The sequence below is a fragment of the Nocardiopsis sp. JB363 genome, assembly GCF_900143625.1.
In the GTDB taxonomy this organism is placed as follows: domain Bacteria; phylum Actinomycetota; class Actinomycetes; order Streptosporangiales; family Streptosporangiaceae; genus Nocardiopsis.
The window spans coordinates 26,657-49,620 of the sequence record NZ_FRFF01000077.1; the positions used below are offsets into that span (position 1 = coordinate 26,657).

Here is a 22,964-nt window from a genome sequence, read left to right on the forward strand (position 1 = left end):
CACCAGATCAGCTCTATCGAAGGAAAAGTGACATGGCCTCGACCGGATCGGCTGCCTCCGACGCAGTCGTGCGCGTGGACGACCTGCGGGTGACGTTCCCGACGATGGACGGCGACGTCCACGCAGTCAAGGGATTGTCCTTCGAGGTCCCGGCCGGTGGCGCCCTGGGCATCGTGGGCGAGTCGGGTTCGGGCAAGAGCGTGACCTCGATGGCCCTGATGGGTTTGCACCGGGGCTCCCGCGCCGAGATCACCGGTGCCATCGAGGTGGCCGGGCAGAACGTGGTGACCGCGAGCGACAAGAAGCTGCGGCAGATGCGCGGCAACGACATCGCGATGGTCTTCCAGGACCCGATGCAGTCGCTGCACCCGCAGTACACCATCGGCAACCAGCTCATCGAGGCCTACCAGGTCCACCACCCCAAGGCCGCCAAGAGCAAGGCGCGCAAGCGCGCCGTGGACGCCCTGGGCCGGGTCGGCATCCCCGAGCCGGAGAAGCGGATCAACGCCTACCCGCACGAGTTCTCCGGCGGTATGCGTCAGCGCGTGGTCATCGCCATGGGCCTGATGTGCGACCCCAAGGTGTTGCTGGCGGACGAGCCCACCACGGCCCTGGACGTCACGGTCCAGGCCCAGGTCCTGGACCTTCTCGACGAGCTGCGCCGTGACCTGAACATGGCGCTCATCCTGGTCTCCCACGACCTGGCCGTGGTGGCCGGTTCGGTGGACGAGGTCGTGGTGATGCGCCACGGTCGGGTCGTCGAGCGCGGTGACGTGCGCGACGTCCTTTCCAAGCCCGAGCACCCCTACACCCGGGCGCTGCTGGACGCGGTGCCGCGCGTGGAGGTCTCCCGGGCCCAGCGCCGGGCCCAGGACCGTGCCGACCGCGTCGCTCGGGACAAGTGCGAGGGCGTGGTCACCAAGCCCGGTGACTTCAAGGCCTTCACCCCCGCCACCGGTGAGGGCGAACCGCTGCTGAGCGTGCGCGACATCGCCCAGAGCTTCAAGGTCCGCGGTGGCATGTGGGGACGGGCCACCGACTTCTGGGCGGTCAAGGGTGTGGGCTTCGACCTGTACAAGGGAGAGACGCTCGGCATCGTGGGCGAGTCCGGCTCGGGCAAGAGCACGGTCTCGCGCATGATCATGCGTCTGCTGGAGCCCTCGAAGGGGTCGATCCACTTCGAGGGCAAGGACATCACCCACATGCGCGAGCGTGAGCTGCGACCGCTCCGCCGCGACGTGCAGATGGTGTTCCAGAACCCCTACTCCTCGCTGAACCCGCGTCTGACCATCGGTGAGAGCATCGGCACCGCGCTCAAGGTGCAGGGCGAGCGCGACGGCAAGAAGATCCGTACCCAGGTGCAGGACCTGTTGGAGCGGGTGGGTCTGGAACCCAACCACTACAACCGGTTCCCGCACGCCTTCTCCGGTGGTCAGCGTCAACGCATCGCCATCGCCCGCGCGTTGATCCTCAAGCCCAAGCTCATCATCTGTGACGAGCCGGTCTCGGCGCTGGACGTGTCCACGCAGGACCAGGTGCTGCGGCTGCTCTCGGAGCTGCAGGACGACTTCGGTCTGACCTACATCTTCGTGGCCCACGACCTGGCGGTCGTGCGTCAGGTCAGCGACCGTGTGGCGGTCATGCGCAAGGGCGAGGTCGTGGAGATGGGCGACAGCGACTCGGTGTACGAGAACCCGCAGAGCGACTACACCAAGCAGTTGCTCACCGCCGCTCCGGTCCTGGACCCGGACGAGGCCCGACGTCTGCGCGCCGAGCGTTTCGCCGAGCGCGACGGTGCCGCCGCTTAGCGGCGACGGCGAAGACGGCGCGATCCTCGGGGGGCGGTCACGGACATGATCCGTGGCCGCCCCCTTCGCGTGGGCGCGGGCCGCCTCAGCCCGGTTGTTCGCGCAGGTAGGTCAGGACCGCCATGACCCGACGGTCCACGTCCGTCCCCTCGGGCGGCAGGTCGAGCTTGGCGAGGATGTTGGTGATGTGCTTGCCCACGGTGGTCTCGGACACCACCAGCTCCTGGGCGATCCGGGCGTTGGAGTCGCCTTGGGCCAGCGACGCCAGCACTTCGAGTTCGCGTTCGGACAGCCGCTCCAACGGGGTGCTGCGCCGTCTCACCAGGCGCCGCACGACCTCGGGGTCGATGATCGTGCCTCCGGCGTGCACCCGGCGCAGCACGTCCGCGAACTCGGCGACGTCCGCGACCCGCTCCTTGAGCACGTATCCGACCCCGCGCCCCTCACGGGAGTCCAGCAGGTCGGCCGCGTAACCGGCCTCCACGTACTGGCTGAGCGCCACCACCGGCAGAGCGGGGTGCTCCCGGCGCAGCTCCACGGCGGCGCGCAGTCCTTCGTCGGTGAAGCCGGGCGGCATCCGGATGTCGGTGACCACCAGGTCGGGGGTGTGCTCGGCGACCATCGCCTTGAGCGACTCGGCGTCGCCGACCGCCGCGACGACCTCGAAACCGAATCTGTGCAGCAGGCCGGACAGGCCTTCCCGCAGCAGCGCGCCGTCCTCGGCCAGGACTACTCGAATGGGGGGCACGGGAACTCCGCTCTCAACCTCGTGGGGCCGCCCGGGGGGCTGGACAACCAGATCCTGCCACCGACGACGGCGACCCGGTCGGCGAGTCCGGTCAACCCGGTGCCGCCCTCGGGGTCGGCGCCGCCCCGGCCGTCGTCGATGGTCTCCAACACCAGGGTGTCCCCCTCCAAGCGGGTGTTCAGCCGGACCTCGGTGGCCTCGGCGTGTTTGGCGACGTTGGTGAGTGACTCGGCGGCCACGTAGTACGCGGCGCTCTCCAGGTGCGGGGGCGGCCTGCGCGGCAGGTCGACGCGGACTCGGGAGGGAACGGGGGAGCGGTCGGCCAGTTCGGGCAGGGCCGCGGCCAACCCACGGTCGCTGAGCACCTTGGGGTGGATGCCGTGCACGATCTCGCGCAGTGATCCGATGATCTCCTTGGCCTGCCCGTGGACCTGGATCAGGGCGCGTTCCATTCCGCTGCCCGCCGGCGCGTCCATCCTGGCCAGGTCCAGGCGCATCGCCAGGGAGATCAGTTGTTGCTGAGCGCCGTCGTGCAGGTCGCGTTCGATGCGTCGACGTTCGGTCTCGAAGGCGTCCACCAGGCGGGCACGCGAACGGGTGACCTCGACCAGTTCCGAACGCAGCTCCTCGGTCTCCCCGCGTCCGCTGAGCAGGGTCCTGGCGACCATGGCGTGCACGCCCGCCGCCGGGGTGCACACGTAGGGGGTGATCAGCAACAGGAGTATCCCGGGCGCCACCAGGGGCAGGGCGGTGAGCGGGTCGTCGAAGTGCCACCACCCGAGGGCGACGGTCTCCCCGAACAGGGGGATGAGCGGGCTGACGACCAGGAACGCGCCCATGACGGGGAAGAGGAACAGCAGCGACCAGGTCAGGCCGTCCAACAGCAGGACCAGCAGGAGCAGGTAGCCGAATTCGCGCCAGGTGGCGGCCTCGGTGTAGCGGACCCGCATCCGTTGCCACAGGCCGGGACCGGTGGCCCGGTGCCCGTGGTCGATCGGTGGGTGGACCAGACGTAGTCGCCATCGTTCGACCGGTGCGACCAACAGGGCGACGAAGGGGCCGCCGAGCAGCAATAGGACCGCCCCGAACAGCGACAGGGCGGCCAGGGTCCAGGCCCCTTGTGGTTCGCCCAGGGCCAGCGCCTCCAGACGTTCGCCGAGCAGGATCAACGGCATCCCGAAGGGGAACAGCACCAACGCGGCCAGAGGTGCCGTCACCAACGTGCCGACCAGGTGACCCAGACTCCGCCACGGCCAGGACGACCACAGGAAGCCCCTGCTCCGCATGGCTTCCAGGGCGGTGCGGGGCAGCGGTGACGGTGTACTCACCCCGACAAGCTACGGGACCACCGGTGCCGGGTGAAGCGGGCACGACCCACCTCCGACTACAGGCACGCCCTACCGGGTGGTCCGTTCCAGGGCGTGGCACGAGTTGGGAATGAAAACGGTTATCATTTGGTTGACGGAGATCGAGCCCCGAGGAGGCGCACATGGCACGCAACGACGCACGGCCCATCATCAAGCTCAAGTCCACCGAGGGCACCGGGACCACCTACGTGACCCGCAAGAGCCGCCGCAATACCCCGGACCGCTTGGTCCTGCGCAAGTACGACCCCAAGCTGCGCCGTCACGTCGAGTTCCGCGAGGAACGCTGACCCGGCCCACGCGAAAGAGAGACCCGCATGAAACACGGAATGCACCCCGAATACCGACCCGTCGTCTTCCGGGACAAGGGCGCCGACCTCGCCTTCCTCACCCGGTCCACCGTGACCGGTGAGAAGACCATCGAATGGGAGGACGGCAACACCTACCCGCTCGTCGACGTCGAGATCTCCAGCGCCAGTCACCCCTTCTACACCGGCAACGCCCGCGTGGTGGACACCGCCGGACGGGTGGAGCGCTTCCAGCGCCGCTACGGACGCGGATGATCCGACACCCCGCGCTCATCGGGGCCCGGTCCGCCGACCGGGCCCCGACGCACGCGCGCCTTCGCCCGCACGCCGGGCCATGGGCGAAACACCCCCACCCCTGAACACCGCACCGCCGGGAGTCGGGCAGGCTTGAGGGGTGACCACATCCCCGACCGATACCTCGGCCGCCACCCCCGGCCGCCTCACCGCCCGCGCCCCGCGCAGACCCGTCGACCTGCTCATCGGGTTCGCCGGGCTGCTCCTGATCTTCGCGGTCCTGATCCTGGTCAGCGACGCCATGGCCGAGGGCGGGCCCACCGACGACGCCTCCCAGCTGCGCGCGGTGATCCCGCCCGGGCTGCTCTTCACCGTCGCGGTGAGCGCCAATCTCCTGCTGCTCGTCCTGGTCTGCTACGTCGTCCTGCGCACCCTGATCACCTGGGGCGTGCGCGACCTGCTGCGCCCGATCGTCGCGGCGGTGTCCGCCTACGGCATGGCCTCCTGGGTCAACGCGCAGCTGAAGACCGCCACCATCGGCGCCGCGCCGCTGCCCGGACTGCCCGATGAGGTCCTCACCGCCACCACCCTCGGTTACGTGGCCGCGGGAATCGCCTTCACCCGCACCATGCCCGCCGGGCAGCCCCGGGTCCGCTCCCTGCTGTGGGGCACCAACACCGTGGTCGCCGTCACCTCGGTCACGGCGGGCGTCAGCAGTATCCTCGCCGTCCTCTTCACCGTCCTCGTCGGCCTGACCTTCGCGTCCCTGGCCCGCTACGCGGTCGGCAGGAGGGTCCCGCCTCCCGCCACCGGCCGCGCCCTCGACGAACTCGACCGCTTCGGCCTGACCGCCGACCGGATCCTCTCCGACGGCACCGACGAGGACGGGGACCCCCGCTTCCTGGCCGACCTCGCCGACGGCCGCCGCGTGGAACTCACCGTCCTCGGATCCGAGAACACCAGGGGGTTCTGGAGACGCCTGCGCGACCTGCTCCTCCTGCGCGGCCCGGTCGCCCCGCGCATCCTCTACGGGGTCCGCAGACGCGCCGAACACACCGCCCTGATGAGCGCGGCCGTCCGCGACGCGGGGGTCCCGGCCCCCCGGATCCTGGCTCTGGGCGAACTCTCCCCGGGCACCGTGCTGCTGGCCCGCGAACGCTCGCATATCCGCGGCCTGGACACCCTCGAACCCGAACAGGTCACCGACACCCTCCTCGCCGACCTGTGGGAGATCCTGGGCGCACTGCACCGACGCCGCGTCGCCCACGGCGACCTCCACGGGGCCACGGTCGGTGTCCGCGACGACGGCTCCGAGGGCCCACCGACCGCCGTCCTGACCGGGTTCGACCACGGCTCGGTGGCCGCGGCCCAACTGCGCACCTCCCTGGACACCGCCGCCATGCTCACCCTGCTGGCACTGCGCGTGGGCGTGGAACGCGCCGTCGCCTCGGCGGTGCGCGCCTTGGGCGTGGAGACCACCGCGGCCGTACTACCGCTGTTGCAACCCCCCGGTCTGCCGCACCGGCTGCGCTCCGAACTGCGCCGCGCCGACCGGGCGCTGCTGGGTCGGCTCCGCGCCCACTTGGCCGCGTTGGCCCCCGAGGCCCCCGCCGAGCCCGCTCGTCTGGAACGGATGCGGCCGCGCACCATCGTCAGCGTCGTGGTCGTCACCGTCGTCGGGCTGGTCCTCGTCTACCAGCTCGCCGGCGTCGATCTGGCCACCATCCGCCACGCCGACCCACTGTGGGCCCTGGCCGCGTTCGCCATGGCCACCTCCTGCATGATCGCCGCCGCCATGGTGCTGGTCGGGTTCGTGCCCGCGCCGCTGCCCTGGTGGCGCACCGTCCTGGCGCAGTACGCGGCCTCGTTCGTGCGGATCGCCGCCCCCGCCGGGTTGGGGTCGATCGCGATCAACAGCCGGTTCGTCATCAAGGCGGGCGTGCCCACTTCCCTGGCGCTGTCCGCGGTCGGCCTCACCCAGTTGGTGGGCTTCCTGATCCACGTCCCCCTGCTGCTGGTCTGCGCCTACCTCACCGGTACCTCCTACTGGACGGGCTTCTCCCCTTCACCGACCGTCGCCGTCATCAGTGTCCTGGGCACCGCCATGGTGGCCGCGGTCCTGCTGCACCCTCGTATGCGCCGGGCCGTGGCCGAACGCCTGCGCCCCTACCTGAGCGGGGTCCTGCCCCGTCTACTGGACATGCTCCAACGCCCGATGAGTCTGTTGCTCGGGGTCGGCGGCACCCTGCTGCTCACCGTCGCCTTCGTGCTGTGCCTGCACTTCTCCGTCCTGGCGTTCGCGGGCCCCGAGGTCCAGGTGAGCCTGGTCGCCGTCGCCGTGGTGTTCCTGGCCGGCAACGCCATCGGATCGGCCGCGCCCACCCCGGGCGGCCTGGGAGCGGTGGAGGTCGCGCTCATCGGCGGACTCACCGCGGTGGCGGGGGTTCCGGCCGCGGTGGCACTGCCCGCGGTGCTGCTGTTCCGAGTGCTGACGTTCTGGTTCCCGGTCCTGCCCGGTTGGTTGGCCTTCAGCCACCTCCAGCGCCACGAGGCCATCTGAGCTCAGGTCAGCAGCAGGACGCCCAGGAACAGCAGGAGGCCCACCAGGACGACGATGGTGACCTGGTAGCGATGCCGGATCGCTCCCTCGGACAAGGTCGGATGAGGGGGCGCGTGGAGCAGGGTGGCCTGTGGCTCGGTCGGTTCGGGGTGTTGCGGGGCGGTGGCCTCGACCAGTCCGGCCCCGGTCGCCCCGACGATCGGCTCGGGTTCGGAAGGAACGTCGACGGTCTCGGGCACACCCAGGTGCCGGGGCGGCCAGGCGCGTTCCAAGGCCTGATCGGTGCACCGCCGCACCACCTGGACCGGGGTCGGCCGCAGCGCGGGATCGTGCGCCCAGCAGTCCCGGATCAGCGCGATCAGGTCCGTGGGCAGCCCGGACAGGATCTCCAGGGGCGGTGGCGAGATCAGCCTCATGAGGATGCGCGGCTCGGAGGGACCGTCGAAGGGGCAGTGGCCGGTGGCCGCCTGAGCCAGGGTGGTCCCCAACGCGAACATGTCGGAGGCCGGGAAGAGCGCCGACCCCTCCGCCTGTTCGGGCGACATGTACGGCAGTGTGCCGAACACGTGTCCGGTGCCGGTCATCGTGCTCCCCTCGGTGGGGCGGGCGATGCCGAAGTCGATCACCCGGGGCCCGTCCGGCGCCAGGATGATGTTGCTCGGTTTGATGTCGCGGTGGATGAGGTCCCGGGTATGGATGGTGTGCAGGGCCTCGGCGAGAAGGGCGGCCAACGCGCGCAGGGACGCGGGGTCGAGCGGTCCGCGTTCGGCCAGCGCGTCCTTCAACGACGGCCCCGGGATGTGTTCGTAGGCGATCCACGGCCGTTCCGAGTGGGGGTCGCTGTCGACCACCTCGGCGGTGTACCGTCCGCCCACCCGCGAGGCGAGCTGGGCCTCACGGGCGAAGCGCGCCCGGTAGTCGGTGCCGTCCAACCGGTCGTCCTCCACCAGGGCCGAGCGCACCACCTTGACCACCACGTGGGTACCGTCGTCGGCCCGAGCCAGGTACACCTGACCCATGCCTCCGGTACCGAGCCGGTGGGTCAGTGGGTAAGGGCCGATCCGGTCGGGATCATAGGGCGTCAAGGGCAGCACATCATGTCCTTCCTTGAGGACGTCACCCTCACGGTGTTCCCTTTTGGGGGCGTTCATCCCTTCCTGGTGGTGATCGTTCGGGATCCTTGCAACATCATTGCCGAAAAATTCGACTCCGATGGCGACTTCTTCGCAACCTCTTCCGGCCCGGGGCGGGACTTGCGGTTGACGCGGCGTCAACGCCTACGGTCGTGCCGAGGCCGGACGGACCGGCCCGACGAAGGGAACCCGATGTCCTGGTCGATGGCGGAGGTCTGTCGCGGCAGCGGCGTGACCTCCCGGACCCTGCGCCATTACCACCACGTCGGCCTCCTGGAACCCGAGAGCGTGGGGTCCGGAGGACAACGCCACTACGGCGACCGTGAACTGCGCAGGCTCCAACGGATCCTGGTCATGCGCGAACTGGGGTTGGGGCTGGGCGACATTCGCCGCGCCCTGGACTCCGAACGCGACGAGGTCGCCGCGCTGCGGCGCCACCTGACCGACCTGGAGGCCGAACACGACCGGTTGGGTTCCCTCATCGAGACCGTGCGTCGCACCGTCGACGCCCTGGAAGGCGATGCAATGACCACCATTCGACCCGAGGAGCTCTTCGAGGGCTTCGACGTCGCCCACTACGACGACCGCGCACGCACACAGTGGCCGGAGCAGTGGGAGGAGGCCGGCGCCGCCGGTCGCGACCTGACCCCCGAGGAGGGGGAGCGGATGCGCGCCGAGACCGCGGCGCAGCTGGAGCGCATGGCCGCCCACCTGCGGGCGGGGCGCCCCGTCGATGACCCGACCGTGCGCGCGGAGGTCGCCGCCCACTACGAGGGTGTGTGCCGCATGTGGACCCCGGACGCCGGCGCGTTCGCCCAACTCGGGCGGGTCTACGCCGAGCCGGGCCCGTGGCGGGAGGTGTACGAGAGGGTGGCGCCCGGTCTGGCCGACTACCAGTGCGAGGCCATGGCGGACTACGCCCGCCACGTCCTGGACGTTCCCTGACCCGGCCGGAAGCGCGGTAGGCGGTCCCGGGGTGGGATACCCCGGGACCGCGGCGTGCTCAGAGGACGTCGGGGGACACGTCCAGGACGGTGCGGTCGCGGGAGGCGACCAGGTCGAACCAGGGCCCCGTCTCAGGCAGCTCGTGCCGGAAGAAGTAGGCGGCCGCGGCCCGCTTACCCTCGTAGAAGCCACCCTCCCGACCGTGCGCGGCGACCAGCTGCTCCAACCAGAGCCAGGCGACCACGACGTGCCCCACGGCCTCCAGATAGGGGGTCGCGTTGGCCAGCGCCACCGCCGGGTCGCCCTCGGCCCACGCCGCGGTGGCGGTCTCCGCGGTGCGCGCCAGGGCGGCCTCCAACAGTTCGGCGTATTCGGCCTCGACCCCGCCCAGCCCCCGGGCGGCGGACACGGTGGCGCTCGCGGTCTCCACCAACAGCGCCAACCGGGAACCGCCGTCGGCCACGACCTTGCGACCCAACAGGTCCAGTGCCTGGATGCCGTGGGTGCCCTCGTGGATGGCGTTGAGCCGGTTGTCCCGGTAGTGCTGCTCCACGTCGTACTCGCGGGTGTAGCCGTAGCCGCCGTGGACCTGGATGGCCAGGCTGTTGGCCTCCAGGCACCACTGGGAGGGCCAGCTCTTGACGATGGGGGTGAGCACGTCCAGCAGCAGCCCCGCCTCGCGCACCCGTTCGGGCGACTCGGCGCTGAGCTTGTCGTCCATCAGACGGGCGCAGTACAGCACCAGGGCCAGGGCCCCCTCCACGTAGCTCTTCTGCGCCAGCAGCATCCGCCGTACGTCGGTGTGCTCGATGATGGGGACCTGTGGCTCACGAGGGTCCTTCGCGCCCAGGGGGCGGCCCTGGAGGCGTTCGCGGGCGTAGGTCAGCGACTTCAGGTAACCGGTGTAGCCGACCGCCATCGCGCCGGCGCCCACCCCGATCCTGGCGCCGTCCATCATGTGGAACATGTAGCGCAGCCCCTGGTGGGGCTCGCCCACCAGATAGCCGACCGCGCCGGGCTCACCGCCCGGAGTGTGCTTGCCCTCGCCGAAGTTGAGCAGGGCGTTGACGGTGCCCCGGTAGCCCATCTTGTGGTTGAGGCCGGCCGGGACGACGTCGTTGCGCTCACCCGGGGTGCCGTCCTCGTTCACCAGGTGCTTGGGCACGATGAACAGCGAGATGCCCTTGACCCCGGGCGGGCCACCGGGGATCTTCGCCAGGACCAGGTGGACGATGTTCTCGGTCAGTTCGTGGTCGCCCGCGGAGATCCACATCTTGTTGCCGAAGAGGCGGTAGGCGCCGTCGCCGGCGGGTTCGGCGCGGGTGGTGATGTCCGACAGTGAGCTGCCGGCCTGGGGCTCGGACAGACACATGGTGCCGGTGTAGCGGCCCTCCACCATGGGGCGCACGAACGTCTCGATCTGTTCGGGGGTGCCGTATTCCACGAGCAGGGCCGCGTTGCCCGAGGTGAGGAACGGGTAGGCGGAGGTGCCCAGGTTGGCGGCCTGGAAGTAGGCGTTGCAGGCACTGGAGACGACGCGGGGGATCTGGTCGCCGCCCACGGAGGCGTCCATGGCGATGGAGGACAGGCCGGTCTCGGCGTAGACCTCCAAGGCCGTCTTGACCTCGGGGTCGACGTGGACGCGCTCGCCGTCGAAGTGGGGTTCTCGGGAGTCGTTGGTCTTGTTGTGCGGGGCGAAGTGGTCGGTGGCCACGCGTTCGGCCAGTTCCAGGGCGCCGTCGAAGGTCTCCCTGGAATGATCGGCGTACCGGGGGCGTCGGGTCAGGGCCTCGACGTCGAGCCACTCGTAGAGCAGGAACCGCAGGTCGCGCGCGGACAGCAGGGTGGACGCCATGGGATGCCTCCAAAGTGAGAACCGACTGGTCGGTATGGTACCCGCCGCCGAGAACCCCACGCGCGCTCGGGGCCGCCCCGTGGAGACGGTCTACGCTGTTCCCAGCGAACACGCGATACCGGACACGACCAGGAAGACTCCGATGCCCGAGAACACGTCCACCGTCCTGCTGCTCAACGGCCCCAACCTCAACCTGCTGGGCACCCGCGACCCCGGGCAGTACGGAACCACCACCCTGGCCGAGGTCGAGGAACGGGTGATGGCCCTGGGCAAGGAGCTGGGGGTGGAGGTGGTCTGCGCGCAGAGCAACAGCGAAGGCGGCATGGTCGACCACGTCCACTCCGCCCGGCACTACGCCGGAGTCGTGATGAACCCCGGTGCCTACGCCCACTACAGCATCGCCCTGCGCGACGCGATCGACGCCGTCGAGGCGCCCGTCGTCGAGGTGCACATTTCCAACGTCTACGCCCGCGAGGAGTTCCGGCACACCTCGGTCACCGCGCCGGTGGTCGCCGGCTACGTGGCCGGGTGCGGGATCATGGGCTACGAGCTGGGGCTGCGGGCCGTTCTGGCCCGCGCCGCCGAGCGGCGCGCCTGACCGCACCCGACCACATTCGATCTCTGGGACCGACTGGTCGGTATGCCACGGGTGTGAAAAGACCCGGCTCAGCGGTAGGTCATCAGCTCCGGGCCGCCCTGCTCCAGGTGGGCGTGGTCGTTGAACGAGAGCAACTGCGTACCGCCGCGCCCGTGCGCCACCTTGCTCACCGAACCGTTCACCGTCACCCGGTTCATCATCACGAACGCCGAGTCCGGCGCGTTCATCAGCGTCGAGCAGGCCGCGCCGACCACCCCGCCGGAGGTGAACACCAGAGCGGTCCGTCCGCGCTCCAGGCCCGCGGCCACGTCGGCCAGCGCCGCTCGCACCCCGTCGCGAAAGTGCGGGAACGAACCCGGACCCGCGCCCTCGTCGGTGGTCCAGGAGGTCAGACAGGCGTCCAACCGTTGTTGCAAGGACCCCGACTCGATCGGGAAGCGACTCAACAGGTCCAGGTGGTCGTACTCGTTCCACCGCTCATCGACGGTGGGCGCGACGTCGATCCCGGCCTCGGCCAGGACCGTGGCGGCGGTCTGACGCTGGCGCAGCAGTGACCCGGTCACCACCGCGCCCACCGAGAGGCCGCGCCGCTTGAGCTCGGCTCCCAGCAACCGCGACTGCTCGTACCCGGTGGGGCTCAGCTGGTCGTAGTCGTCGGCCTCGGGGGAGGCCTTTCCATGGCGGATGAGGTAGATCGTCGGCATGGGGTCAATGTACGGGGACGCTCCCACGCGTGCGCCCACCGGGGCCGAGGTCTCTCCCGCCCGAGCCCCGGCCCGCGCATGGCGTTGACACACTTCGACCACTCCGGCCGGTAGAAAAGAAAGGCCGGTCCCTCCGGACCTCCGGCGTCCCGCACGACGAGGAGATCATGGGAGCACTGTTCAGCGGAGGTGCCTCCGCACGGAGACTGATCCGGAACGCCGTCGGCGAGGTGCGCAAACGCCTGTCCTCCTACGTGTCCCAGATCCTGCTGGCGGTCATCGGCGCCGCCCTGGCCTGGGCCATCGCCGGGGGACTGATCCAGGACCACAGACCCTTCTTCGCGCCCATCGCCGCGGTCATCGCGCTCAACGCCGCGGGCAGCGAACGAGGGGTCAACGCGGTCCGGATGCTGGCCGGTGTCTTCATCGGCATCCTCGCCGGGGAGTTCTCGCTGTTGCTCACCGACCGAGGTGTGCTCGCCCTGACGGTGGGCACCGGACTGGCCATGATCGTGGCCGCCGCGATCACCTCCGAACGCGCCGTCGTCGGACAGGCGGCCGCCAGCGCCATCCTCACCACGATCTTCGTCGGCGCGGGAAGCCCGGGCATCGACCGACTCGTCGACGCGCTCATCGGTGCGGGGGTGGCCCTGCTCCTGAGCCAACTGCTCTTCCCCGCCCGCCTGGTGGCGATGATGCGGCGCATCGAGGAAGAGGCCCTGAGCGAGATGGCCCGCATGCTCGACGAGGTGGGTCTGTCCCTGACCTCCGAGGGAGACGACGCCAGCGCCCAGGTGGTCAACCGTCTCGGTGACCTGAGCAGACCCATGGCCGACCTCAGCAAGGCCCGTGAGGCGAGCCTGACCACGATCCGGCTCTCCACCATCCGCTGGGGCGACCCAGGGCCCGTTCTCGACGAGGACGAGGTCATCGAACGGCTCATCCTGCTCGGCGAGAGCTGCCTGTTCCTCGCCCGCACCACCGTCGCCATGGACAGCGAGGAACGCCGCGAACTCGCCCCCATCGTGCGGGGCATGGCCGATGTCCTCAGCACCCTCGCCGACGACCTCAGCAGCCGGGACGCCAGGGAACAGGCCGTGAACCACGCACTGACAGCGGCGCGCGGCTACGGTGCGGGCACCCCCGACGACGACCCCGTCACCCAGGCCACCCACCTGGCCGTGGAGATGGTCGCCACCGACATCATGGTGTTCGCCGGGATCCGCTTCGAGGAGGTCGAGGACGTCCTGATGGGCGAGCTGGAGGACCCCACCATTCCGGCACCGGCCCAGGAACCCTGGCTACCGTGGCTGCGCTGGCGGCCCAGCCCTCCCAATATCCGGTTCGGTCGGTTCCGCGGTCGCTGACGACCGCGGAACCGAGCCGGAGCCGCGAGCACTCCCTAGTTGCGGACGGGGGAGGGTTCGAAGCGCACCACCACCGACTTGGACGTGGGCGTGTTGCTCACGTCGGCGGTGGAGTCCAACGGCACCAGCACGTTGGTCTCCGGGTAGTAGGCGGCCGCGCTGCCCAGCGCGGTGGGGTAGTGCACCACCCGGAAGTGCGGAGCGCGCCGCTCGCGTCCGTCCGACCACTCGCCCACGATGTCGGTGTAGGCGCCGTCGGCCAACCCCAGCTCACGGGCGTCCGCCGGGTTGACCAGTACCACCCGGCGCCCGTTCTGGATGCCCCGGTACCGGTCGTCCAACCCGTAGACGGTGGTGTTGTACTGGTCGTGCGAGCGCAGCGTCTGCAACAGCAGCCGACCCTCGGGGACCCGGGGAGCGTAGGTGCCGTTCGCCGTGAAGTTGGCCAGCCCCGTCGCCGTCGGGAACCTCCGGTCGTCCCGGGGCGCGTTCGGCAGCTCGAAGCCGCCCCGGCGCCGTGCCTTGGCGTTGAAGTCCTCGAACCCCGGCACCACCCGGGACACGTGGTCGCGGATCCGGTCGTACTCGGCCATCGCATCCCAGTCGACCGGGCCGTCGGGGAACATCCGTCGGCCCAGGGCGCGGACGATGTCCACCTCCGACCACATGTGCTCCGACAACGGTGCGAGCACACCGTGCGAGGCGTGCACCTGCCCCATGGAGTTCTCCACGGTGATCCACCGGGCCCGGCCCTCGTGCACGTCCCGGTCGCTGCGGGCCAACGCCGGCAGGATGAGCGCCCGTGTACCGGTGACCACGTGCGAACGGTTCAGCTTGGTGGACACGTGCACGGTCAGGCCCACCCTGCGCATCGCCTCCTCGGTCACCTCGGTGTCGGGGGAGGCGGACACGAAATTGCCGCCCATGGCGAAGAAGACGCCCACCTCGCCGCGGCCCATCGCCCGGATCGCGTTGACCGTGTCGTGCCCGTGCTCACGAGGCGGTTCGAAGTCGAACTCCACGCCCAACGCGTCCAGGAACGACTCGGGGGGCTTCTCGAAGATGCCCATGGTGCGGTCGCCCTGCACGTTGGAGTGACCGCGCACCGGGCACACACCCGCGCCCGGTCGGCCCACGTTGCCGCGCAGCAGCAGGAAGTTGACCACCTCGCGGATGGTCGGCACCGAGTGCTTGTGCTGGGTCAGACCCATCGCCCAGCAGACCACGACCTTCTGGGAGGAGGTCACCATGGTGACCAGCTCCTCGATCAGGGACCGGGACAGCCCGGAGTCGCGTTCGGTGCGTTCCCAGAACTCGGCCTCGGGCTCCTTCAACAGGGCCTCGGCGAACTCCTCGAACCCGTGCGTGAACTCCCGCGCGAACTCGTGGTCCAGGACGTCCTCGCCGCGCCGGTCGGCCTCCAACAGCAACCGGTTGACCGCGCTGAACAGCGCCAGGTCACCGCCCAGGCTGACCTGCATGAAAAGGTCGGTGAGCTCGGTTCCTCGGCCCACCAGGCCACGCGCGTTCTGCGGGTTGCGGAACGTCTTCATGCCCGCCTCCGGCAGCGGGTTGACCGTGACGATCCGCGCCCCCGAACGCTTGGCCTTCTCCAAGGCCGACAGCATCCGCGGGTGGTTGGTGCCCGGGTTCTGTCCGGCCACGATGATCAGGTCCGCCTCGTGGATGTCATCCAGGGACACGGTGCCCTTGCCCACGCCCAGCGTCTCGGTGAGCGCCGACCCGGACGACTCGTGACACATGTTCGAGCAGTCCGGCATGTTGTTGGTGCCCAGTTGCCGGGCGAACAGCTGGTAGGCGAACGCCGCCTCGTTGCTGGTGCGCCCCGAGGTGTAGAACTCCGCGCCGTCGGGGGAGTCCAACCCTCGCAGCTCTTCGGCGATCAGATCCAGGGCGGCCTCCCACGAGATCGACTCGTAGTGGGTGCCGCCCTCGGGCAGGTACACCGGCCCGGTCAACCGACCCTGCTGCCCCAACCAGTAGCCGGAGCGTTCGGCCAGTTCACCGATCGGGTGCCTGGCGAAGAAGTCCGCGCCCGCCTCACGGCGGGTGGCCTCCTCGGCGACCGCCTTGGCGCCGTTCTCGCAGAACTCCGCGGTGTGCCGTTTGTCCGGGTCCGGCCAGGCGCAGCCCGGGCAGTCGAATCCGCGCTTCTGGTTCACGGCGAGCATCGCCGGGAGTCCGCGCATCACACCGGCCTGTTCGCCTACGTGACGCACGCTGCTGAGCACCGCGGGGATCCCCGCGGCGCTTTCCTTGGGTGATCCGACCTCCGGCGCGTCCTGCGCGGGGTCGGGCATCTGCGAATCGTGGTGTCTCACGCCCCCATTCTTCCATCGAGAGGTCCCGAGCGCAGGAGGCGGGTGTGTTCGCATACCCCAAAAGAAGAGATCACTATCAAGCGATTGATCGTTCTTGTTGAGGGGACCTTCGTCCCTGTACGCTCGGGCGATGTTGTTGAGCCGGCTGAAGTACTTGACCGCGCTGGCCAAGGAACGCCATTTCGCCCGGGCCGCTCAGGCCTGCCACGTCTCCCAGCCCGCCCTGTCCTCCGCCATCCGCAAGCTGGAGGTCGAGTTCCGCGTCCCCATCGTCAAGCGGAGCAACCGGTTCATAGGGTTCACCCACGAGGGCGAACAGATCGTCACCTGGGCCCAACGGGTCATCGCCGAACACGACACCCTGCTGGAGAGCGTGCGCAACGGGCGGGAGGGGCTCAGCGGACGATTGCGCATCGGGGCCATCCCCACCACGCTCAGCTCCCTGTCCCTGATCACCCGTGGGCTGTGCGACCTCCACCCCCAGGTCACCCTGTCGATCGTCTCGATGACCTCCACCGAGATCGAACAGGCCCTGGCCGACTTCCAGATCGACGTCGGCGTCACCTACATCGACAACGAACCCCTCGACCACGTGCGCCGAAGACACCTCTACCGGGAGCACTACGTCCTGCTCACCGCCGAGGACGGGCCTTTGGGACACCGGGCCAGCATCAGTTGGGCCGAGGCGGCCGAGGTGCCGCTGTGCCTGCTCACCCCGGACATGCAGAACCGTCGCATCATCGATGGGGCCTTCCGACGAGCCGGCGCCCGACCGGTGCCCCGGGTCGAGACCAACTCGGTCAGCGCGCTGTGCTCCCACGTCCGTGGCAGCCAGTGGTCGGCCGTGATGCCGCAGGCATGGTTGTACCTGCACGCCATACCCGAGGGCATGCGCGCCATCCCCCTGGTGCGGCCCGAGATCGGCCAGGAGATCGGCCTGGTCGTCGCCGACCGCGACCCCGAACCGGTGCTCGCCCGCGCCCTGTTCGACAGCGTCGCCGGTGTCGATCTGGAGGAACACCTGGCCCGCCGCGACCCGGCCGGAGGGGCGGCGTTGACCGGCTGAACTCCTGGATCCCCGAGACCGCCGGGACTTCTTCCGGCGCACGCTCTTCGATAAGCCCTTCTTATCGCGTGAAAGAAAATTCGTATTTGATTCCGGTCACACCCGGTGTGACGATGTTCCATGCTTGTTTCCGGTGTTGCGGAAGTGACGTGGAAAAGACCCGTATTCCGCGCGGAAAACAATCCTGAGGATCGCGAGGATGGTTCGTGCTGTCGTTTTTGGACCGTGAGAAGAGTGTCGCCCCGCCCGGCTACAGCCGGTGGTTCATCCCACCCGCCGCGCTCGCCGTACACCTGTCCATCGGTCAGGTCTACGCCTTCAGCGTCTTCAAGACGCCGTTGGTGGAGCGGTTCGACACGTCCCTGACCGCCATCGGCGTGGTCTTCAGCATCTCCATCGTGATGCTGGGCCTGTCGGCGGCCTTCGGTGGCAAGTGGGTCGAACGCAACGGCCCCCGCAAGGCGATGTTCGTCTCCGGTGTGTGCTGGGGCGTCGGTTTCCTCGTGGGGGCGCTCGGTGTGGCCACCGGCCAACTGTGGTTGCTCTACCTGGGCTACGGAGTCATCGGCGGGATCGGCCTCGGCATCGGTTACATCTCGCCGGTGTCCACCCTCATCAAGTGGTTCCCCGACCGTCCCGGCATGGCCACGGGGATGGCCATCATGGGCTTCGGCGGTGGCGCGCTCATCGCCTCACCGCTGTCCGCCGCGCTGTTGGACCGCTTCGCCGACACCCCGGCCGACGCGATCGTCCCCGCCTTCCTCACCCTGGGCGCCATCTACTTCGTCGCCATGATGCTCGGCGCGATGACCGTCAAGGTGCCGCCGACCGGTTGGCGGCCCGAGGGATGGGAGCCCCCGCCGGCGCCCATCGGAAGCGTCCTCGCCACCGAGGGCGTCAGCGTGGAGCGGGCCTTCCGCACCCGCCAGTTCTGGCTGCTGTGGATCGTGCTGTTCTGCAACGTCACCGCGGGGATCGCCATCCTCGAACAGGCCGCCCCCATGATCCAGGACTTCTTCGCCGACGTCGGTCCGGCCGAGGCCGCCGGTTACGTGGGCGTGCTGTCGCTGTGCAACATGTTGGGCCGCTTCGTGTGGTCCTCCACCTCCGACGCCCTGGGCCGCAAGCGCACCTACATCGGTTACCTGGGCATCGGCTGCGTCCTCTACCTGCTCATCGCGGTTGCCGGAACCGGTTCCGTGGTGCTCTTCGTCGCCGTCACCGGGATCATCCTCTCCTTCTACGGCGGCGGGTTCTCCACCATTCCCGCCTACCTGAAGGACCTGTTCGGTTCCTTCAACGTCGGCGCCATCCACGGTCGACTGCTCACCGCCTGGTCGTGCGCGGGCATCGCCGGTCCGCTCATCGTCAACGTGATCGCCGACCACCAGCTCGCCGCGGGTCGCACGGGCGCCGACCTGTACACGCTGTCGCTGTACCTGATGGTGGTCGTGATGGCGGTCGGGTTCGCCGCGAACATGCTGGTCCGCCCGCTCACCGAACGTCAGCTCGAAGAGGACGTGTCCGGCCGGCGGGCGACGTCCGGACAGTCGGCGTGAGTCCGGTCCCGCAACACGAGGAGAAGCAGATGCAACAGAAGAGCTCCGGTAACGTCCCCGCCAAGGCCGCCGCCATCTTCCTGTGGGTGGCCGTGATCATCGCCCTGGGCTACGGGGTGACGCAGACGTCCCTCCAGGCCGCCACCTTGTTCACCGGTTAGGAACGACCCGAGACGGCACCCGGCTCAGTCCACCTCGCCCGCGAAGGTCACCGGCGGGTACAGCGGAACGAAGTCCTGGTCATGGAATTCCACCGTGTACTGGAGTCGGGTGTCGTCCTCCTCCGCCCAGCAGTCCTCGTCCCAGGAGCCGCTCTGGCCCGGCTCCAGGCTCTCGGGTGGTTTGACGTCCGAGCCCAGGGCGGGCGCACCCGACTCCCGGGGCGGATCGCCCACCTCGCAGGTGCGCGTCAGTGCGCCGGTCTGCACCGGATCGGTGCTCTCGTTGGAGACCTCCACCCGCCAGGACACGTACGGCAGGTCTTCCTCTTCGCCGGTGACCGGGTCGACCCCGCCCTCCTCCACCTCGCGCCGGAAGTCGCTCAGACCGATGGTGAACCCGTCCCCGAACTCGTGGGTCTCGTCCAGGTCCACGGTCACCGGTTCGAAGGTGGGGGTGGGCTGTGGGGTCTGTTGTTCGGTGGGTTCGGGTTCTGCCACGGGTGGACCCATCGTGGTCCCATGGGCGAACCACCCGGCGCCGAAGCCGACGATCAGCGCGGCCACGGTGGCGGCGACGGTGGTGATCCAACCGGTTCTGGTCATGTTCAGGGGGTCCTTCCCGGGGCCGAGCGCCCACCCGGCATCATCGGTGACCGTATCGCACCAGGGGGTGACCGCATGGTCGTGGCCTACCCCGGATACGCGATCGGACGTACCCGAAAGCGACCTGGAGCCGACGCGGTCCCGCACCCGCGCGGCACACGATGGCCGTATGAACGTACGTGATCGCCCCGCGCCGGGTCTGTCCTTCCCGATCCTGGTCCTCCTGGCGTTGATCGCCGCGCCCCGTGTGGTCCTGCACGATCTCGGCGTCATCGAGGAAGGCACCTTCGTCAACGCCCTCTTCGTGTTCGTGCCGCCCCTGGTGTGGATCGTCGTGGTCCTGTGGCGTCGCTTGCCCCACCCCTTCCTCACCCTCCTGGTGGTGGGGGTCCTGTACGGGGTGATGCTGATGCTCGGGCACCAGCTTCTGTGGACCGCCGCCCACGAGGGCGCCCCGCCCACGCTCGGCGGCAACCTCGCGGATCTGTCCCCGGGCGTCCAACAGGGCATCATCCGTGTCTTCGCGGCCTTGAGCAGCCTGGTCACCGGCACCGTCGTGGGTGCCCTCTGTGGGCTGGTCGCCTGGGCGGCGAGCAAGGCCCTCCCGAAACCGGCGACCATGCGACCGGGTACGTAGCCCGGTCGCCGTCAGCCGACGGCGACCTCGGTGCCGCCGGTGATCTCGACCAGTTCGGTGTGGGTGAGTGGGAAGACGGTGTTCGGAGTGCCGCCCGCGGCCCACACCGTCGGATAGTCGGCCAGGGCGGGGTCCACCACGGTCTCCACCGGGGCCGGATGGGCGACGGGGGCGACCCCGCCGATGGCCTGACCGGTGGCGGCGCGTACCTCCTCCGGCTTGGCTCGGCGGATCCTCCCCTTGCCGAGACGTCGGGCGAGCAGGTCCACGTCCACCCGGTGTCGTCCGCTGGTCATCACCAGTAGGGGTGCTTCGTCGGCCATGAACACCAGGCTGTTGGCGATCGCGCCGACCTCGCAACCCAGGGCCTCCGCGGCCTCGGCCGCCGTGCGCGTGGAGGCGGGCAGCTCCCGCACCCGCCCGGTCAGACCCAGCCCGTCCAGAACCTTCGCCACCCGGCGACTGCGCTCGGGCAACGCTTCGACCTCGTCCATGGGGGAACCTCTCGTTGTCGACGTGGGCCGCAGGCTATCGCCCACCGGGGGAGTGGATCACCGAGTCACCGTCAGGTGTCGGGAAGGAGGTGGCGGTCGAAGCCGGCGGCGACGAGCCCGTGGAAGGCCTCCCGGACGTCCTCGGGGACCGATTGGGGGACGGCGAAGCCGCGCGCCGGGTACTCCATGACCCGCTGCAGGTCGCCGACCATGGTGTCCAGGACCAGACGGTCATCGCCCACGGTGGGCAGATAGGCGTCGAAGTCGAGCGGGGCCGAGGCGCACAGCGCTTCCACCTCGGGCCACTGCTTGAGCACGGTGGCGTGGGCCCGGCGTTCCATGTACGGCTTGCACACGAACATCACCGTGGCCGGCGCGATCCCCGCACGATCCAGCAGCGCGCGGGCCAGACGGAGGTTCTCGCCGGTGTTGGTCGCCTCGGTCTCCATGAGGACCGCCGACTCCGGCACCCCCAGTTCGACGACGCGCTCGCGGTAGTGCACGGCCTCGCCACGAGGGAACCGGGCCAGCGTCGTGGGGCTGTTGGCACCGGTGATGACCATCCGGTCGAACAAATCCCGTCGGTACAGTTCGGCGGCCCGGTCGGCCACGCCGATGTCGTGGCTGCCCAGCACCACCGCCACGTCACATCGGCGGGGCTCCTCGCCCAGACGTTGGTGGTCGTAGACCACCCTCGCCCACCGCCGCACCTGTTCGGTCAGGTCCACCCGCTTCTCCTCCACCATGGTCGCACCTTAGACCAGCACGGGCCCCACCGAACGAACGGTGGAGCCCGTGCCATGAGTGCGGGGTCCTCAGCAGACGCTGTCGCTCGGCTTGGGCACGCCCAGCCCGAACAGGGAGCGGGCGCGCAGGCCCGCCCAGGTGCCCGCCAGGGCGAAGACCGCCCACAGCCAGCCGTGCAGGCTGCCCGAGGAGATGCCGGCCAGGTAGGCCCCGATGTTGCAGCCGCCCGCCAGCCGCGCGCCGATGCCCATCAGGACACCGCCGGCCAGGCCCGCCGCGACCAGGTTCCAGCTCAGACCGGTGTGCACCTTCCAGGTGCCCGCCGCCGCTGCCGCCGCCGCGGCGCCCAGGATGATGCCGATGTTGGTGAGGCTGTTCTTGTCCTGAAGGACCGGGCCGGCCAGCTGCTCGGCCTGGCCGGGTTGGGTCCAGAACGCCCAGTTCTCGGGCTGTAGGCCCACCAGTTGGAGCGCCTTGGCGCCCCACAGGTTGAACGCCGAGGTGATGCCCCACGGGCCGCCGGAGACCAGCAGTACGGCGGAGCCCAGCATGGCCAGGAGCAGGGCGCCGGCGATCAGCGGCCAGCTGCCGCGCAGGACGCGGGCCCACCCCTGGGCCGACGGCGGTGCGCCCACGGGCGGGGGAACCCGACGGTTCTGCACCACACGGGAGATGACGACCATCGCCACCAGCGCGGCGATGGTGATCGCCCACGAACCGCCCCAGCCCACATGGTCGGACAGCAGCACCGGGGGCACCGAGGGCAGGTCGGCCACCAGCGGCCAGGCCGCCGAGTAGATGACCGAACCCACGATGAACCCGAACAGGGTGATGAGGATGGCGGACTGGCCGGACCCGACCGCGAACAGGGTGCCCGAGGCGCACGCGCCGCCGAGCTGCATGCCGATTCCGAACAGGAACGCGCCCGCGAACAGCGCGATGCCGATCGGTCCGGCCGACGGTCCCGGTTCGTTCCCGAACAGGCCGGTCCCGGTCCCGATGACCAGTGCGAACAGGGTGGCGGTGGTACCGAGCAGGACCGCGTGGGCGCGCAGTCCCGTGCCGTTGCCCACGGCCAGGAGCTGGCGCCAGGCCGAGGTGAACCCGAATCGGGAGTGGAAGAGCGTGAAGCCCAGGCCCAGGCCCAGCACCAACAGGGTGGCGGGCATGGCGCCGTGCTCGGACCACACGAACGCGGCCAGCCCGAGCGCGCCGATCAGGGCGACGGCCAGCGGCCACCAGCGCACCGGTTCGGCCTCGGGCGCCCGGGGCGGTGGAACGGACAGGGTGGGGCGCCACCTCAGGGATAGGGCGGGTGAGGACTCGACCGGACGGTCGACCTCATCGGTCTTTCCTACCGGAGTGGTGGGTGTCGTGGTCACGAAGAGACGTCCAAACATGACGGAGCCGCCTGCGGCTCGGCACGGGTCGAACAGGGAACACGGCGGGACCGTGCGGGAAACCGGGAGGTGGCCGGTGCCGCGTCGGCGCGGGGAAGAGGGAGTTCGGGTCAGCGCACGACGGAACGGCACCGGCGGCGACAGAGGCCGTCATCGGTGCTCGTCACGGACATGGAGATGAGCGCCATGCACAGGAAGCGGGCGGGACCGAACATGGGAGTGAGTGTAGGACATGCACCCGAATGAGGTCACATCGCCCGGGGGTGACGGATGTCCGGTTCGGTGCGACGGCGTCCGCGGGTCAGTGGTGGGGCGGGGGAGCGTCCGGGGG

21 protein-coding genes are annotated in these 22,964 nt (G+C 69.8%); 11 read left to right on the top strand and 10 right to left on the bottom strand.

The window, feature by feature from the left end; genetic code table 11:
* Window positions 1-32 precede the first annotated feature (32 nt).
* On the top strand, window positions 33-1,808 hold the full coding sequence (locus BQ8420_RS11585; protein ID WP_087098241.1) for an ABC transporter ATP-binding protein: 1,776 nt from the start codon (window positions 33-35) through the stop codon (window positions 1,806-1,808).
* Between the two features lie 85 nt (window positions 1,809-1,893).
* Here BQ8420_RS11585 and BQ8420_RS11590 read toward each other — a convergent pair whose 3' ends face one another.
* Both BQ8420_RS11590 and BQ8420_RS11595 read right to left on the bottom strand, forming a co-directional pair.
* Window positions 1,894-2,556 carry a response regulator transcription factor gene (locus BQ8420_RS11590; protein ID WP_087098243.1) on the bottom strand — a complete coding sequence of 221 codons (663 nt, stop codon included), beginning with the start codon at window positions 2,554-2,556 and terminating at the stop codon, window positions 1,894-1,896.
* A complete protein-coding gene (locus BQ8420_RS11595; protein WP_235006092.1) occupies window positions 2,538-3,884 on the bottom strand; it encodes a sensor domain-containing protein in 1,347 nt (448 codons plus the stop codon). Before BQ8420_RS11595 ends, BQ8420_RS11590 begins: the two co-directional genes overlap by 19 nt.
* Window positions 3,885-4,045: 161 nt before the next feature.
* Between BQ8420_RS11595 and rpmG the strand changes: the two genes are divergently transcribed.
* The 3 genes from rpmG to BQ8420_RS11610 all read left to right on the top strand — a co-directional run bounded on the left by rpmG (window position 4,046) and on the right by BQ8420_RS11610 (window position 7,022).
* Window positions 4,046-4,210, top strand: coding sequence for a 50S ribosomal protein L33 (gene rpmG, locus BQ8420_RS11600; protein ID WP_087098247.1), 165 nt, complete (start codon window positions 4,046-4,048; stop codon window positions 4,208-4,210).
* 27 nt (window positions 4,211-4,237) lie between these two features.
* Window positions 4,238-4,483, top strand: coding sequence for a type B 50S ribosomal protein L31 (locus tag BQ8420_RS11605; protein WP_087098249.1), 246 nt, complete (start codon window positions 4,238-4,240; stop codon window positions 4,481-4,483).
* Between the two features lie 139 nt (window positions 4,484-4,622).
* Window positions 4,623-7,022 (top strand): lysylphosphatidylglycerol synthase transmembrane domain-containing protein, encoded by a 2,400-nt coding sequence (locus BQ8420_RS11610; RefSeq protein WP_087098251.1) that lies wholly within the window; start codon window positions 4,623-4,625, stop codon window positions 7,020-7,022.
* 2 nt (window positions 7,023-7,024) lie between these two features.
* Here BQ8420_RS11610 and BQ8420_RS11615 read toward each other — a convergent pair whose 3' ends face one another.
* Complete coding sequence (locus BQ8420_RS11615) at window positions 7,025-8,173, bottom strand: serine/threonine-protein kinase (RefSeq protein ID WP_087098252.1); 1,149 nt, start codon at window positions 8,171-8,173, stop codon at window positions 7,025-7,027.
* Window positions 8,174-8,347: 174 nt separating this feature from the next.
* Between BQ8420_RS11615 and BQ8420_RS11620 the strand changes: the two genes are divergently transcribed.
* A complete protein-coding gene (locus BQ8420_RS11620) occupies window positions 8,348-9,100 on the top strand; it encodes a MerR family transcriptional regulator (protein WP_087098256.1) in 753 nt (250 codons plus the stop codon).
* A 58-nt stretch (window positions 9,101-9,158) separates the two neighbouring features.
* Here the strand turns inward: BQ8420_RS11620 and BQ8420_RS11625 are convergent, their stop codons facing one another.
* On the bottom strand, window positions 9,159-10,955 hold the full coding sequence (locus BQ8420_RS11625; protein ID WP_087098258.1) for an acyl-CoA dehydrogenase: 1,797 nt from the start codon (window positions 10,953-10,955) through the stop codon (window positions 9,159-9,161).
* A 142-nt stretch (window positions 10,956-11,097) separates the two neighbouring features.
* Here BQ8420_RS11625 and aroQ point away from each other — a divergent pair, with 142 nt between their 5' ends.
* Window positions 11,098-11,553: a type II 3-dehydroquinate dehydratase gene (gene aroQ / locus BQ8420_RS11630; protein WP_087098260.1), complete on the top strand. Its 456-nt coding sequence runs from the start codon at window positions 11,098-11,100 to the stop codon at window positions 11,551-11,553.
* Window positions 11,554-11,621: 68 nt separating this feature from the next.
* On the opposite strand, the gene BQ8420_RS11635 is transcribed toward aroQ, so the two are convergent.
* On the bottom strand, window positions 11,622-12,257 hold the full coding sequence (locus BQ8420_RS11635; protein ID WP_087098262.1) for a histidine phosphatase family protein: 636 nt from the start codon (window positions 12,255-12,257) through the stop codon (window positions 11,622-11,624).
* 167 nt (window positions 12,258-12,424) lie between these two features.
* On the opposite strand from BQ8420_RS11635, the gene BQ8420_RS11640 reads away from it, so the two are divergent.
* Window positions 12,425-13,624, top strand: a complete 1,200-nt coding sequence (locus BQ8420_RS11640) for an aromatic acid exporter family protein (RefSeq protein ID WP_087098264.1) — start codon at window positions 12,425-12,427, stop codon at window positions 13,622-13,624.
* A 35-nt stretch (window positions 13,625-13,659) separates the two neighbouring features.
* On the opposite strand, the gene BQ8420_RS11645 is transcribed toward BQ8420_RS11640, so the two are convergent.
* Window positions 13,660-15,945, bottom strand: a complete 2,286-nt coding sequence (locus BQ8420_RS11645) for an FdhF/YdeP family oxidoreductase (protein WP_087098266.1) — start codon at window positions 15,943-15,945, stop codon at window positions 13,660-13,662.
* A 151-nt stretch (window positions 15,946-16,096) separates the two neighbouring features.
* Here BQ8420_RS11645 and BQ8420_RS11650 point away from each other — a divergent pair, with 151 nt between their 5' ends.
* From BQ8420_RS11650 to BQ8420_RS33020, 3 genes are all read left to right on the top strand, one after another.
* Window positions 16,097-17,032 (top strand): LysR family transcriptional regulator, encoded by a 936-nt coding sequence (locus tag BQ8420_RS11650; RefSeq protein ID WP_087098268.1) that lies wholly within the window; start codon window positions 16,097-16,099, stop codon window positions 17,030-17,032.
* Window positions 17,033-17,238: 206 nt separating this feature from the next.
* A complete protein-coding gene (locus tag BQ8420_RS11655) occupies window positions 17,239-18,591 on the top strand; it encodes an OFA family MFS transporter (protein ID WP_087098270.1) in 1,353 nt (450 codons plus the stop codon).
* Window positions 18,592-18,620: 29 nt separating this feature from the next.
* Entirely contained in the window at window positions 18,621-18,752 is a 132-nt protein-coding gene (locus BQ8420_RS33020) for a hypothetical protein (protein WP_255404865.1), read from the top strand.
* Window positions 18,753-18,776: 24 nt separating this feature from the next.
* Here BQ8420_RS33020 and BQ8420_RS11660 read toward each other — a convergent pair whose 3' ends face one another.
* Entirely contained in the window at window positions 18,777-19,355 is a 579-nt protein-coding gene (locus tag BQ8420_RS11660) for a hypothetical protein (RefSeq protein ID WP_087098272.1), read from the bottom strand.
* A gap of 169 nt (window positions 19,356-19,524) precedes the next feature.
* Here BQ8420_RS11660 and BQ8420_RS11665 point away from each other — a divergent pair, with 169 nt between their 5' ends.
* Complete coding sequence (locus BQ8420_RS11665; protein WP_087098274.1) at window positions 19,525-19,992, top strand: hypothetical protein; 468 nt, start codon at window positions 19,525-19,527, stop codon at window positions 19,990-19,992.
* Window positions 19,993-20,003: 11 nt separating this feature from the next.
* Here the strand turns inward: BQ8420_RS11665 and BQ8420_RS11670 are convergent, their stop codons facing one another.
* The 3 genes from BQ8420_RS11670 to BQ8420_RS11680 all read right to left on the bottom strand — a co-directional run bounded on the left by BQ8420_RS11670 (window position 20,004) and on the right by BQ8420_RS11680 (window position 22,615).
* Window positions 20,004-20,486 (bottom strand): YbaK/EbsC family protein, encoded by a 483-nt coding sequence (locus BQ8420_RS11670; protein WP_087098276.1) that lies wholly within the window; start codon window positions 20,484-20,486, stop codon window positions 20,004-20,006.
* A 71-nt stretch (window positions 20,487-20,557) separates the two neighbouring features.
* Window positions 20,558-21,232 (bottom strand): YdcF family protein, encoded by a 675-nt coding sequence (locus tag BQ8420_RS11675; RefSeq protein ID WP_087098278.1) that lies wholly within the window; start codon window positions 21,230-21,232, stop codon window positions 20,558-20,560.
* 69 nt (window positions 21,233-21,301) lie between these two features.
* Window positions 21,302-22,615 carry a YeeE/YedE family protein gene (locus tag BQ8420_RS11680; RefSeq protein ID WP_235006093.1) on the bottom strand — a complete coding sequence of 438 codons (1,314 nt, stop codon included), beginning with the start codon at window positions 22,613-22,615 and terminating at the stop codon, window positions 21,302-21,304.
* Between the last annotated feature and the right edge of the window lie 349 nt (window positions 22,616-22,964).